The sequence below is a fragment of the Sphingobacterium sp. DR205 genome (assembly GCF_011064245.1).
GTDB lineage: Bacteria > Bacteroidota > Bacteroidia > Sphingobacteriales > Sphingobacteriaceae > Sphingobacterium > Sphingobacterium athyrii.
Map to the genome: position 1 here is coordinate 6,823,159 of NZ_CP049333.1, position 13,715 is coordinate 6,836,873.

General features: G+C 41.9%; 12 protein-coding genes. 8 read left to right on the top strand and 4 right to left on the bottom strand.

What is annotated here, in order from left to right:
• Positions 1-6 precede the first annotated feature (6 nt).
• The 5 genes from G6053_RS28685 to lipB all read left to right on the top strand — a co-directional run bounded on the left by G6053_RS28685 (position 7) and on the right by lipB (position 7,098).
• Positions 7-1,677: a RagB/SusD family nutrient uptake outer membrane protein gene (locus G6053_RS28685; protein WP_108634736.1), complete on the top strand. Its 1,671-nt coding sequence runs from the start codon at positions 7-9 to the stop codon at positions 1,675-1,677.
• 233 nt (positions 1,678-1,910) lie between these two features.
• The gene (locus G6053_RS28690; protein WP_108634735.1) at positions 1,911-2,321 is read left to right on the top strand and encodes a hypothetical protein; all 411 of its coding nucleotides are present in this window, start codon (positions 1,911-1,913) and stop codon (positions 2,319-2,321) included.
• 175 nt (positions 2,322-2,496) lie between these two features.
• On the top strand, positions 2,497-4,602 hold the full coding sequence (recG, locus tag G6053_RS28695) for an ATP-dependent DNA helicase RecG (RefSeq protein WP_108634734.1): 2,106 nt from the start codon (positions 2,497-2,499) through the stop codon (positions 4,600-4,602).
• A 550-nt stretch (positions 4,603-5,152) separates the two neighbouring features.
• Complete coding sequence (hflX, locus tag G6053_RS28700; protein ID WP_108634733.1) at positions 5,153-6,343, top strand: GTPase HflX; 1,191 nt, start codon at positions 5,153-5,155, stop codon at positions 6,341-6,343.
• 59 nt (positions 6,344-6,402) lie between these two features.
• On the top strand, positions 6,403-7,098 hold the full coding sequence (gene lipB, locus G6053_RS28705; protein ID WP_108634732.1) for a lipoyl(octanoyl) transferase LipB: 696 nt from the start codon (positions 6,403-6,405) through the stop codon (positions 7,096-7,098).
• A 124-nt stretch (positions 7,099-7,222) separates the two neighbouring features.
• Here lipB and G6053_RS28710 read toward each other — a convergent pair whose 3' ends face one another.
• From G6053_RS28710 to G6053_RS28720, 3 genes are all read right to left on the bottom strand, one after another.
• Positions 7,223-8,443 carry a hypothetical protein gene (locus G6053_RS28710; RefSeq protein WP_146191075.1) on the bottom strand — a complete coding sequence of 407 codons (1,221 nt, stop codon included), beginning with the start codon at positions 8,441-8,443 and terminating at the stop codon, positions 7,223-7,225.
• 319 nt (positions 8,444-8,762) lie between these two features.
• Entirely contained in the window at positions 8,763-9,134 is a 372-nt protein-coding gene (locus tag G6053_RS28715; protein ID WP_165309309.1) for a hypothetical protein, read from the bottom strand.
• Positions 9,135-9,326: 192 nt separating this feature from the next.
• On the bottom strand, positions 9,327-9,740 hold the full coding sequence (locus G6053_RS28720) for a hypothetical protein (RefSeq protein WP_165309310.1): 414 nt from the start codon (positions 9,738-9,740) through the stop codon (positions 9,327-9,329).
• Positions 9,741-9,847: 107 nt separating this feature from the next.
• Between G6053_RS28720 and G6053_RS28725 the strand changes: the two genes are divergently transcribed.
• From G6053_RS28725 to G6053_RS28735, 3 genes are all read left to right on the top strand, one after another.
• Complete coding sequence (locus G6053_RS28725; RefSeq protein WP_165309311.1) at positions 9,848-10,621, top strand: hypothetical protein; 774 nt, start codon at positions 9,848-9,850, stop codon at positions 10,619-10,621.
• 116 nt (positions 10,622-10,737) lie between these two features.
• Positions 10,738-12,405, top strand: a complete 1,668-nt coding sequence (locus tag G6053_RS28730) for a HEPN domain-containing protein (RefSeq protein ID WP_165309312.1) — start codon at positions 10,738-10,740, stop codon at positions 12,403-12,405.
• A 72-nt stretch (positions 12,406-12,477) separates the two neighbouring features.
• Positions 12,478-13,026: a YcxB family protein gene (locus G6053_RS28735; RefSeq protein ID WP_165309313.1), complete on the top strand. Its 549-nt coding sequence runs from the start codon at positions 12,478-12,480 to the stop codon at positions 13,024-13,026.
• Between the two features lie 27 nt (positions 13,027-13,053).
• On the opposite strand, the gene G6053_RS28740 is transcribed toward G6053_RS28735, so the two are convergent.
• A complete protein-coding gene (locus G6053_RS28740; RefSeq protein ID WP_206531835.1) occupies positions 13,054-13,695 on the bottom strand; it encodes an NAD-dependent epimerase/dehydratase family protein in 642 nt (213 codons plus the stop codon).
• Between the last annotated feature and the right edge of the window lie 20 nt (positions 13,696-13,715).

A 13,715-nucleotide genomic window follows, 5' to 3' on the forward strand; every position in this document is an offset into this window, starting at 1 on the left:
TCAACAATGAAATTTAATAGCAAACATATATCCAAATTCTCACTTGCAATTTTACTCCTTGGCGGAATAATGAGCAGTTGCACAAAGAATTTTGAAGATTACAACAAGAACAATATTGGATTGACCGATGAAGATCTAAAAGGTGATGGACAAGATCTTGTGCTTTTTCTAAAAAATGCCCAGATGTCAATCTATAACTTTTCAGGCGCCGGAGACCCGAACTCTTATCAGGTCCAACAAAACCTAAATGCAGATGTTTTCTCAGGCTTTTTCATGTCCCCTACACCTTTTAATAGTGGTCAGAACAACCTGAATTATGCGATGGTTAATGGATGGAATGGCGAACCTTTCCAGGTATTATATCTTAACGTTATCAAATCCATTGAAAAGTTAAAAGGCAATGGACTTGCAGAAACATATCCAGCATTATGGGGTTCGACATTGGTCATCAAAGTAGCAGCTGCCAGCCGTGTTACAGATATCTATGGCCCTATTCCTTATAGTAAAGTAGGTACCTCCAACACTGTACCATACGACAAACAATCCGATGTATATGCAGCTTTCTTCAAAGAGCTCGATGAGGCTGTAATAGCATTAAAATCGTACAAAGCGGATAGTCCAATGGCTGCTAAAATTGACCAGATCGATCTTGTATTTCCTAATTCCGATAATCAGGTCCGTTTTAAAAATTGGTTAAAAATTGCCAATTCATTGCGTCTACGTTTGGCAATGCGCTTGGTAAAAGTTGATGCAGCATTAGCAAAAACACAAGCTGAAAAAGCGTTGGATCCTGCAAACGGAGGTGTAATGGAGAGTAATAGCGACAACTTCAAGATCACAGTTCCAGCAGATGGAACCTATAGCAATCCGCTTTGGTTTATTTCCAAAAACTGGGCCGATACACGTATCAATGCGACACTTTCGTCTTATATGACCGGATTGAATGACCCACGTATCTCTAAATATATGGCTCCCGTGGCTAAAGATGCAACGACAACAGCTTTCGCTGGTAAATACATCGGAATTCGTACAGGTGCTGAAGGTATCGAAAAGGATAAATACCAAAAGCTATCGGCTTTGAATACCGAAGGTACAACACCAACTTTTGTTGCAACAACAGCTCCTATATTGATGACCGCCGCAGAGGTTTACTTTCTTCGTGCGGAAGCAGCATTGAGAGGTTGGAACAATGCAGGCGGAACAGCCCAATCACTGTATGAAAAAGGTGTAGAGACATCTTTCACTCAATGGGGTGTAACATCGGGTCTAAGCACTTACCTCAATGACAACACAAGTAAAGCAGCAGCTTACGAGGATCCTTTCAATGCAGAAAACAATGCCAAATCACCAAGTACCATAACCATCAAATGGAATGAAAGTGCATCTAACGAAGAAAAATTAGAACGCATTATTACACAAAAATGGCTGGCTATCTTCCCTGAAGGACAAGAAGCATGGAGTGAATTCCGTCGTACAGGCTACCCACGCTTATTTCCTGTTGTAGTAAACAACAGCGGTGGACTGATTGACACCAAAATACAGATACGTCGTTTGCCGTTCCCTCAGAATGAATATAATACAAACGCAGCCGAAGTGCAAACCGCAATTTCTCTGTTAGGTGGCCCTGACAATGGCGGCACCAGACTTTGGTGGGATGTAGCAAAAGGAAATTTCTAAAACTGATTTTTTCGCTATATTAAGGCGGCTTAACGACAACGTTAAGCCGCTTTTTTGTTCTTGCGATATCATTCAGAAAACATTTAACATGCAGTAGATCCTGTTTATGTTACCTATTCTACATAGCAACATAAGCTGTAGTTATAAAAAATCTCACCATAGAGAAATTTCAAAATCGCGATGTAGCATTCGCTTAAAATTGTCCGTTCTCTGACTAAACCAAACACGCAATTATGAAAAATTTGTCAATCTTAGGTTTCACCTCTTTGCTTGCATGTAGCATGTTATTTGTCGTCTGTAAATCCGAATCCCATCTCGAAAATCCCTATAAAGAAAAAACTGAAAAAGAACTGGAAACGCTCTCGAATGAAAAACACAGTAAAATTATAGCGCTGGCAAACCCAAAAGAATGTACTGATCCAAACGATTGGAAAATAATAGACATCCAGACCGTATGTGGCACCAATCATATCCCCTACCACCGTTCCGTTGATAAAACGACCTTACAGAACATGATCAATGATTATAATAAGCTGATGGAAATATACCAGCCCATGATGGCTCCAAGGATCAATTGCACTACTTATCGAAAACCGCTTGATGTCATCTGCAAGGAAGGAAAGGCCACGATTAAGTACGAATAAACTGATTCAAAACAGAAAACTTTATGAATCTAAATCCATTGAGCGTAAAAAACAACATGCCAGACCCGCGGCACAAAGCGGAAAAAATCAGTTCAATGCTGGGATGGTAGGCCATTTGTAGAAGTATATAAATCCTAAAAAATTAAATTTTTCGTATTTTAGCCATTCGAGAAGAATGGCTGAATTAAGTTTAATTACCCCAATAGAATACCTCAAAGGTGTAGGTCCCCAAAAGGCAGATGTGCTCAAAAAAGAGTTACAGGTATTTACCATTGGTGATCTGTTGACCCAATACCCCTTCCGCTATATCGACCGTACAGAATTCCACAAGATACGGAAGCTGCACCCCGATATGATGGCAGCACAGGTCTTGGGGCGGCTGGTTTCCTTACAGCTCGTGGGCGAAAAAAGGACCAAGCGCCTTGTCGGCTCATTCAAGGATGAAACCGGCTCGATGGAACTCGTCTGGTTCCAGTCCATTCCTTGGCTCCAAAAGTCATTGAAAGTAGGTTCGGCCTATATCATTTATGGCAAGCCCAGCGAATTTAATGGACAGCTGTCCATTACCCATCCCGAAATGGACCTGTACAATCCACAGGTCAAGCAGGCGGGCAACATGAGCTTACAACCCGTCTATTCCTCCACCGAGAAACTCAAAAAATTCAATCTGGACACCAAGGGCATCCAACGCTTGCAACAGACGGCTTTGGAGACCGTATTTCGGAGCATCGATGAAACGATTCCCCAGGAAATACTAGCAAAACATCAGTTAATTTCCCGCCAGCAGGCTTTAGCCTCCATTCACTTCCCGAGCAACCAGAAGGAATTGAATCAGGCGATCAAAAGGATCAAATTTGAAGAACTGTTTTTCATCCAGCTCAAACTGCTCAACAACAAACAACTGAACACGCAGAAATTCAGGGGACAGCGCTTCAATAAAGTAGGCGAAAAGTTCAACACTTTTTTCAATGAGCGGCTTCCATTCCCGTTGACGGGGGCGCAGAAACGTGTTATTAAAGAAATCCGTATCGATACCAATACCGGCGCGCAGATGAACCGTCTCGTGCAGGGCGACGTGGGTTCCGGCAAAACGGTCGTTGCCCTGATGAGCATGCTGCTCGCGGTCGACAACGGCTTTCAGGCCTGTATGATGGCACCGACCGAGATCTTGGCCACACAGCATTACCACGGACTCAAACAGCTTGTCGGCGATGATCTCGTCAGCATCAAGCTGCTCACGGGATCAACCGGTACCAAAGAACGTCGGCTGATCCATCAAGCGCTCGAAGATGGCTCGCTCGACATCCTGATCGGTACCCATGCACTGATTGAAGACAAAGTACAATTCAAAAACCTTGGCTTCGTCGTTATTGACGAACAGCACCGTTTTGGTGTAGAGCAACGGGCCAAACTCTGGCGTAAAAATGTTATTCCACCACATATGCTCGTCATGACAGCCACCCCCATTCCACGGACACTGGCCATGACCATGTATGGCGACCTTGATATCTCGGTGATCGACGAACTCCCGGCAGGACGTAAGCCTATTAAGACGGTGCACTTCTTTGAAAGCTCCCGCCTACGCATGTTTGGCTTTATGCGTGAGGAAATCGCCAAAGGGAGACAGGTGTATCTCGTCTATCCACTGATCAAAGAAAGTGAAAAACTGGACTTGATTTATTTAGAAGCAGGGCTGGAGAATTTACAGCGCGAATTTCCCCTTCCGCAATATAAGATCAGCATTGTCCATGGCAAGATGCCCGTGAAAGATAAGGATTTTGAGATGCAGCGTTTTGTGAAGCATGAAACACAGATAATGGTGGCAACAACCGTAATTGAAGTTGGCGTCAATGTACCCAATGCATCGGTCATGGTCATCGAAAACTCCGAACGGTTTGGCCTCTCCCAACTCCATCAATTACGGGGACGTGTGGGGCGTGGGGCCGAACAATCCTTTTGTATCCTGATGTCGGGCAATAAGCTCAGCAAAGAAGGCCGTCTCCGGCTGGATACCATGGTGCGCACCAATGACGGTTTTGAAATCGCCGAAGTTGACTTAGAATTGCGTGGCCCGGGTGATATCTCCGGCACACAGCAATCGGGCGTACTTGACCTCAAGATGGCCAACCTAGCCACGGATCAGGCCTTATTGACCGATTGCAGAAATACCGTGATCGCCATATTCAAAGAAGACCCCATGCTTCAAAGCGAAAAAAACTACCTGCTCCGAAGCTTTTTGGCGCGGAAATCAGATGGTATTGCCTGGGACAAAATATCCTGATCACCATCGGGGCAGCATTGACCCGCTCAAATTCAAAATTAGAACGATAACTGTTCGGCACAATCCATCTGACAATGCCATTACCCACTCAGATCAATATCCAATAAGCTATTTGACGCGGTCCAGCCCGCAATAGATCCAAGGAACCTACCAAAGGTATTCTCTACCATCGTCCAAGCAACATACAACCTTTTAGAGTTCCATTCCCCTGAGACCCGATGATCAATAAAGTAAACAAACCGTCATAAATAACTTATAGGCGAACAGCGCTCAATTCATTTGTATATAAAATCAAAATTATTTATTTTTGTATCATTATGAACATGATATAGAAAATATCCCCTTCTTTTACTAGGCAAAAGATGGCGACTGACCGCTTACTTATTTGAGTTGCCCTGGTAAGCAAAAATCACAAAAAACTTATTGGATTTTCTTAAATTCACCTTTTCAAAACAACAATTAAAAGTGGAAGTATGATAAGAGACAGACGGTCGCTATGAATGAATAGCCGGACGCGCTCCATACGCTACAATATACTTAATAGTACAAAATGGCCAGAATTAAAATACACGATACAGCAATAAAACCCGAAACAGCCGTCTTGGTGAGTGTGATCACTCAGGGCGTAACGGAAGCAAAAGCGAAGGAATACCTGGAGGAACTCGAATTTCTTGTGCAGACTGCCGGCGGTGAGACCAAAGGAATGTTTACACAGAAATTAGCTTTTCCCGATAGAGCAACATTTGTCGGTAGCGGAAAACTTGAAGAGATCAAAGCTTATGTTGAAGCGGAAGAGATCGACATTGTTGTCTTTGACGATGAGCTATCCCCATCCCAATTGCGTAATATCGAAAAAGAGCTCAAACGCAAAATCTTGGACCGTTCCAATCTGATCCTGGATATCTTCGCCCGACATGCAAAAACTGCACAGGCAAAAACTCAGGTAGAATTGGCGCAATTACAATACCTATTACCACGACTGACCCGACTTTGGACCCACTTGGAACGCCAACGTGGGGGTATCGGTATGCGTGGTCCCGGTGAGTCGCAGATCGAAACGGATAGACGGATTATCCTCGATAAAATTTCCCTGTTCAAGGAGAGATTGAAGGCGATCGACAAGCAAAATGAAACCCAGCGCAAAAACCGTGGCGAAATGATCCGCGTAGCTCTGGTGGGCTATACGAATGTCGGCAAATCAACGATCATGAACATGATCTCTAAATCCGATGTGTTGATCGAAAACAAACTCTTCGCAACATTGGACACGACAGTACGTAAAGTCGTTATCGACAACCTACCGTTCCTGCTGTCTGATACGGTCGGTTTTATCCGCAAATTACCGCATCACTTGGTGGAGTGTTTCAAATCTACACTGGACGAAGTCAGAGAAGCAGATGTGCTGATCCATGTAGTGGATATCTCACACCCCAACTTTGAGGACCATATTCAGGCAGTAAATGAAACATTGAAAGATCTGAAAGCTTTAGATAAGCCCGTTATTACGGTATTCAACAAGATTGACCTGTACAAACCAGCCGTTGAAGAAGGACATGATGGTGAAGAGGTCGAGATTACATTGGATGATTTCCGCAATTCTTGGATGGCGAAAAACTCCGATCCGGCGATCTTCCTTTCTGCAACAAACAAGACTAATATTGAAGAGTTCAAACAAAAACTTTACGATATTATTGTGAAGATGCATAATGAACGTTATCCCTACAACAACCTGTTGTATTAATTTGACAAACATGACAGCGGATCGTTTCTGACGATCCGCTTCTTAAATTAAAATAAGCAATGAATAAAGTGGTGCAGTTCCAAGACTGGGGACTTGTAGACTATCAAGAAGCCTGGGACAGACAAGAGTCTATCTTTAAGGGCGTATTAGACGTCAAACACGACAATCGGGTGAATGCGACAGCGATAGAGACTCCAAATTACCTGATTTTTACAGCCCACCCCCATGTCTATACCTTAGGAAAAAGCGGGCACGAAGAATACCTGCTCCTGGATGAGAAAGGTCTTGAAGAAAAAGAAGCAAAATTTTATAAGATCAACCGTGGCGGTGATATCACCTACCATGGACCGGGCCAGATTGTAGGATATCCGATTCTGGATCTCGACAATTTCTTTACCGATATCCACCTTTATTTAAGGACATTGGAAGAAGCGATCATCCTGACCTGCGCCGATTATGGCGTTCCGGCTGGCAGATACCCCGGATTTACCGGAGTCTGGATTGAACCGGATAAGCCCACAGCCCGCAAGATCTGTGCGATGGGCGTGCGCGCCTCACGCTGGGTCACCATGCATGGATTTGCCTTTAACGTCAATACAGATCTTGACTATTTTAGCAATATCATTCCCTGTGGTATCGACGACAAGGACGTCACCTCACTGAAACGTGAACTTGGCCAAGAAGTTGATATGGAAGAAGTGAAGGAAAAACTGCGTGGACACATTGCCAGACTTTTTGAAATGGAAGTAATCTAGCAATAGAAATAATAGAAACGAACAAGGACCTGCTCAACACAGGTCCTTATTTATTTACAATGCGCCTAAGAACAGAAAATCCTTCTAAGGCACATCGCTTTATTGAGTATTTTGTTCTGGTTGGCTAACAATAATACATGCAGTCATAACGAAACAGTTTACCATCTTTAAACGTGATGATCAGTTGGCCTGCATCGCCATTTTGAAAACGGTACACATGAGGCTCTTCGACCATATTCGTAGAAATCATATCACCAAAATGATTGATAAAATCCCTTTCATCGTAGTTGGCATCCATACGTTGATCCCCTAGTGCTAAGATCTCACCGTCCGTAAAATATAGTTTATAGACTGTACCGACGATCTTCTTTTTGTAGTTCTCCTCAAAAGCCACGATCATGTTCGGGGTTTTATAAAAATAACGCGGTTCCCAGCCACATTCAGACATATCCGGTATATCCGCTACACGTTGCATCTTCAACTGGTTCATCTGCGCATCCTTGATTTCCCCGTCGACGAGGGATATCCCTTTCCAGATAAAATGCAAGTTCAGCGTCTTCATTTTCCTTTCATACGCTTCAAAATCTGGCTTCTTATCCAATTTACTCGCCAATAACAATTCAAAATCAATATCGACTTTCGAATTTTCGATCCCATAAGCGGCATAAGATTCCTTCCAATAGGACAGGGCTTGTTTCAGGTTTTCCTCCCTCCTCCAGGCCAGCTCGCGCAATCTTCCCACCTGCACCAGTTCTTCTTCCTGATCCTTGCCCTTTACCGCCAAATAATCTTTCAGCACTTTATCGTAGGTCAGTTCCGAGCCTAAGAACTTCAATTGCACATATTCAGGATTTTCATGAAAATGATCGCCGATATACACCCAACCGTCGGTATATAAAGGAACATAATCAATGCATAACAGCTCATTGAGCGATGCGCGACGAACAGCAAGGCTTGTTGTGGTCGGTGCTTTACGGACACGCAGTTCGGCGACACGTACATAATAATGCGGGCACTGATAACCCTCGGTACCCCGATAAAAATACTGCGCAGGTTCATCTGCTGATTTTTTTCCGTCCATGAATTTCTTCAGCGGCTGCCGGTCGATAAAGCCGATATCACCGTTATTGACCTGTACTTTATATTGGGTTTGAGTCGAATCGATTAGGTAAACAGCCGCCTCGGTGGCAAATACCCCCAGACGGTCCTTTTTATTTTCCGCTTCACGGTAGAGGTAGCCCCACTTGGATGTATACACAGATCTTTCACCCGTCGACTGCGCCATGTTTCGGTTCAAAAAACAACTGTATAGGATACAGCACAGGAGTAATACTTTTCTAAACATATAGCTTCATTTCTTTAAATAGCAATGCAGATGAGCATTGACCAAAGGCATTAAAATGGAGCGTCCTATCTTATGGTATGAACATCTCAGCATATAAGGCCAACGGGCTAATGTACTTTCTCTATACAAAAATAGGCAAAAAAAGGGCCAAGGAAATCGCTGTAATCAGCTATTTCGCAAATGAAGAGCAGATCTGCTCCAATTGCAAGCATCAAGCGGCTGTACTATGGAAAAATAGTTTAATGCCTCCCCTTAGAAAAAGCTTCTAAAGATAACGATAGAAAAAAACAAGCAAGATTTGCCTACAGGGGAATTGGGTTTACTTCCGATTCAGCAGTACCACCTGCCCCTCCAAAGCGGAAATGGTCTTTTCCTGTGCTTTGATCGTCTGCTCCAGTGCGGCGACCAATTGTTTGGAAACTGACGAACTTTCGGAACTTGTAGCAGCAATCTGCGATTCGGGACTAACGGTTCCCGCGCTACGCGTCATTTTACCTTCTCCCATCAATAGCCAGGCAGGACTAATATCCGGATGGCGGGTCAATATTGCAATCATTGCATCCGAACTCAGCGCTGTATTTTTCTGACTTCCCTTAAAATTGGCATAGGAAAGCCCCACATCTTTAAAAAATTCAGTTTTACTGATGCCCTTTCTTTCAGCGATCAGCAATACGCGTTCTTTTACGTTCACAATTATTCTACTTTTAAGACGCTATTATTTTAAACCAAACCACAAACCAAGTTTTCCGTTTGTATCGGAGTTTATCTTCACAAAAGACGATGCTTGGTGGTTTCTATTGATCCCAAGCAATTGAATAACTTATACCCACGGAAATAATAATCAACCTTCCAACTTCGAAAAAAACAAATGTCCGGTTAGAAACTATTTGTTCCGCAGCGATTCAATCTCGCGCTCAAATGAAGATAACAATCGCTCCAAAGATATAATTGTCTTCTCCTGAGATTTAATAGTGATATTTTGAGAAGCAATTAGTTGCCTTAACGTAATGATCTCCCCGTTAGTTACTCCCTCCAGATCAGCCGTTAGATACATCTCTTCATCCTCCTTAGCTAAAACAGGCTTAAGCATTTCCCCTTCCCCCTTCAATAACCACTCCGACGAATATTCAGGATATTTTTCGACGATACTAATCAGCCATTTAGCCTGAACATCTGTATTATTCGCCAAGGCACGTGTAAATACGCCTCTACTGGCTCCAATAGCCGATTCAAACGCTGTTACACTTAATCCCTCTCTATCAGCAATAACCTTAATTCTCGTTAAAAAAGAACTCATAATCAATAATTATCAATATATAATTTGTTTTATCGAAAATTAGTGTTTAAATTAGCTTTGTCATTGATAATTATAAACACAGTATTTAACCAAAAAACATTCCTAGCATGAAAAATACGCAAAAGAAACTAAAAGCGAAACATTTTCGCTATTTAAGCAAGGATGTGGTAAAAAATCCGATGATCTACATTAGGGATTTCTACCGCTATGAAACAAATATTATTTACTGGATGAATCATATTCAGCTTTTTGTCAACGCTGCAACTGTTCCCGAAATGGCAGATCGCAATTTCGCTGAAAACGGATATCATTGCAAACAGATGATCAAACAAATTGAAGTAGCTTATGTGATTTTTCACCAATGCCAACTTCCGATACAGGATACACCGTTAAATTTCTTTTCCACAAAAGAAGATTACCACAACTACCTATTTCGCATGGAGCATACTGTCAACGGAAAATTAGCTCCTGCGGACACGATCAGCAAGTTTTTCTCCTATCAATCGCTACAAAAATGGTATGAAACGATGGATGATATCATGCACTATCTTACCGTGCCAGATTCAGGCAACTACGAATATTTTGGAGATCAAATCATTGTGATACGAGAAATGCTTATTCGACTCGCATTCGCTCTAAGTTATATCTATGAGAATGAAGGGCTCTCTCTTACCGTCCCTTCATATGTAAAAGCTGTAAATAAAGAGCCGCATCAGTCCACTGAAAAGAAAAATAAATTCCAGCAGCTCATAGAGGACAGTATTGATAAAAAATATGCCGAAAAAGAAGCACAGGAAAATAGCAGTGAAATAGATGAAAACCAAAGCTTGGAGACGCCAGAAATTCCTAAAAACGAAAATAGCGAGCTAGAAACGAGATAGAAAAAACAAGAGTATATTATTCCATTTCAAGAGACACTCTCCGATCTCCCAATTGCTTTCATAAATCTAAATGGAGAAATAACAGACAAATAACTACAATACCAAACCGATCAATTATGAACACCGAACTTACTCCAATCATCGAAGCCATTCTTCGCGCTATTGCCGTTGATGAAATCTACCAATGGACTTATACCTGCGATGGTAAGAAATATCAAATGCTGCAGATTAACCGACTGTCAAATACAGCAATTCGATGCATAGATCCTCTTGGCGCGATTAACAAAATCATCAAGAATCACCCAGACCTATACGTCAAAATACATTTCACCCATGAGGTACAAAAAAAACTCGACCAAGGATTGGTCCGTACCTATCTTATTTATCAATCAGAAAATCGCATTTATCAAAATCCGGCGCAGGAAATTCCACTCTTATTACCTCAATATACTCCAGCTGAGATTATCGAAAAAACCAGATCATATATCGACCAAGAGAAAAGTAAAATCAGATCGTTTATAGATGGCCACTTTTTCTATCTGGATAGTAAGAACCATGCACACGCAGCCTTTATGCTCCATCAGGCCATCGAACTATCTCTAAGAACCGCAGAAAAGCTTCTCTTAAACGATGACAGGAAATCACATTCGCTTAGAGGCACAATAGGGTATCTCAAAACTTTTGATTCTAAATTGGCCAAACTAATTTACAGCGAAGATGAAAAAAAAGCACTCGAAAAGATTGACGAAGCTTATATTGGTTATCGCTACAATCAAGATTATACGATCGACGAAAGCTTATTAGAAACAGCTTATCAAATTGCTATAAACGCGTTAAACTGGATCTACGATTATTCCAATCTTTTATTCGAAGAAATCAGGGAACAACTTACTCCAAAACAGATCGAACACGGGGAAATTGAAAAATTCAAAAACAACATTGCTATTTACAATAAATATAATTGCAACAGCAGTTATCGAGACCTTATTTTAAATACTCTGGAGTTATACTGTACTCCTTCGTTAGTTGCCTGTTTCGGTTATCATTCAGATCACCACAAGTACAATAGTTTGCTCCAAAACAATAAAGAAGAGCAGATAACGCATGCTTACTATCTCTTTATCGCGTATGACAGCCTAAATACTGACCTCACCAACCTGCAACAAAAGACAATGGATCTGCTGCCGAAAAATGTGTCGCTCACCTTAATCAAAGAAGAGACGGCTTACTTTATCAAACAACTCTCCAAAAGCCATCCTTTCTTTCTATCGTTGATGAAAGTCGGTGATATCTGGTTTCAAAATGCAACAATAGAAAACTTAGCACTAGACAGCATCGCAGTTCCTCAACTTGACTTGGAGTATGCACGCAAGCAATGGCACAATCGCTATAATAATGCCCATTGCATCTACTATGCTTTTGAGGATAATTGGACTCTTAGTGTTGAGGCAGGATATCATTCACTATCACAAGTTTTAGAACAAACCTGTCTCGGCGTTATCAATACAATTCTTCAATACAAACCCCAGACCGTCGGGCTCCCCTTCTTAATGAACCTCTGTCGATTAATTGTTCCGGAAGCACACGCGACCTTTTGTCTCGATAATACTGACCATATTAAACTCTTCAAAGAAATTATCAAGGCCCAACAGGAATTTAGATATAACGCGAACTATAAAGGGGATCCATCCGCTATTATCAGATTACAGGAACTTACAAAGCTGTTTATCGAAAGATGTAACAAAGAGATGGAAGATTACTTTGAAAAAACAGTAATCTGTTAAAAAGATATGTCAAATTATTTGCAGATAATCGGAAATATTCCGATTATCTCACCAGTTTAATACATTTACATTATGAAAGAACTTCAACTAACCCTTTCCGAACACGATCAACTGGATGCATTGCTGTTCAGCATATCCAAATCACCCCAATTAATTAAAGCACGCAAAAGATCACGTATCCTATTCATTTTACTGATGCTAATACTGGCCATCCCGTTTTTCTATTATGAGCCCCTATTGGCAATCTTGATCATCGTAGTCAGTGTGGTCGCCTTTTTGTTCTTTCCCAAATATCTCGGAATATACTATAAACGCTATTTTAGCAAATATGTCAAAAGCCCAGAATTTCAAAACCGTATCGGCATCCCTCATACCATCACTTTTGAAGATAATTATCTTCAGATCAAAAGCACACAAATGGAGTCCAAATATCAATACGATCAGTTTGAATATATGACCGAAACGGATTTCGCTTTTTTTATCAAACTGAAAATGGCTGATCAACTGTTTTTTCCAAAACAGCAGATCAAAGATACCGCCGAATTTAAAGCTTTCCTGACAGAGCTCAGCCAACGCCTTCATATCGCCTATCAGGAGGAGCTGGACTGGAAATGGAAATAACGGTTGACGACGCTGCAGCGATCTATGCTATTGAGCCAACGCTCTGATATCCTTGATTTCCAGTATATTTTTTACATTGTCCCGCTCCACGGCATGAATCATTGCCCGCCCCATTTCATGTAGCGACAACACCACTGAAGGGGCAAAGAACTTTATAATCTTGGCAACAAATGAAAACGGATTGGCATGCTTCTGTCCCGCGACGGTCGTCATACCACCCGGCCGGAAATTGTATTCCTTCTTAAACGGCAATTTCGCAAGATCATTTTCCGTCTTGCCCTTCACCCTTGCCCACATCATCCGTCCCTGTTCTGTACTATCTGTACTCGCTCCGGACACATAGATAAAGCTGATTTCGGGATTGATCTTCAACAGCGATTTTGCAAATGCCAATGTCGTATCATAGGTAATATAGCGGTACTTATCTTCTTTCATGCCAACTGAACTGACACCTGCGCAATAAAAACAGGCATCATATCCCTTGATCTCCGTCTCAACTTCGGACAGATCCGTGAAATCCTTAACCAAAAGCTCCTTTAACTTTGGATGTTGTATGTCAGCAGTACGACGTGATATACTCAATACCGCCTCTACCTTATCATTTTGAAGACATTCCAATAAAACACCTTCTCCGACCATCCCTGTGGTCCCTGTTATTATAACTTTCATCGCAATTCAGCTTATGTACC

Bases quoted from the DNA above. Each gene is read 5' to 3' on its own strand.
- G6053_RS28685 (WP_108634736.1), top strand. From the start codon at position 7: ATGAAATTTAATAGCAAACATATATCCAAATTCTCACTTGCAATTTTA.
- G6053_RS28690 (WP_108634735.1), top strand. From the start codon at position 1,911: ATGAAAAATTTGTCAATCTTAGGTTTCACCTCTTTGCTTGCATGTAGC.
- recG (WP_108634734.1), top strand. From the start codon at position 2,497: ATGGCTGAATTAAGTTTAATTACCCCAATAGAATACCTCAAAGGTGTA.
- hflX (WP_108634733.1), top strand. From the start codon at position 5,153: ATGGCCAGAATTAAAATACACGATACAGCAATAAAACCCGAAACAGCC.
- lipB (WP_108634732.1), top strand. From the start codon at position 6,403: ATGAATAAAGTGGTGCAGTTCCAAGACTGGGGACTTGTAGACTATCAA.
- G6053_RS28710 (WP_146191075.1), bottom strand. From the start codon at position 8,443: ATGTTTAGAAAAGTATTACTCCTGTGCTGTATCCTATACAGTTGTTTT.
- G6053_RS28720 (WP_165309310.1), bottom strand. From the start codon at position 9,740: ATGAGTTCTTTTTTAACGAGAATTAAGGTTATTGCTGATAGAGAGGGA.
- G6053_RS28725 (WP_165309311.1), top strand. From the start codon at position 9,848: ATGAAAAATACGCAAAAGAAACTAAAAGCGAAACATTTTCGCTATTTA.
- G6053_RS28730 (WP_165309312.1), top strand. From the start codon at position 10,738: ATGAACACCGAACTTACTCCAATCATCGAAGCCATTCTTCGCGCTATT.
- G6053_RS28735 (WP_165309313.1), top strand. From the start codon at position 12,478: ATGAAAGAACTTCAACTAACCCTTTCCGAACACGATCAACTGGATGCA.
- G6053_RS28740 (WP_206531835.1), bottom strand. From the start codon at position 13,695: ATGAAAGTTATAATAACAGGGACCACAGGGATGGTCGGAGAAGGTGTT.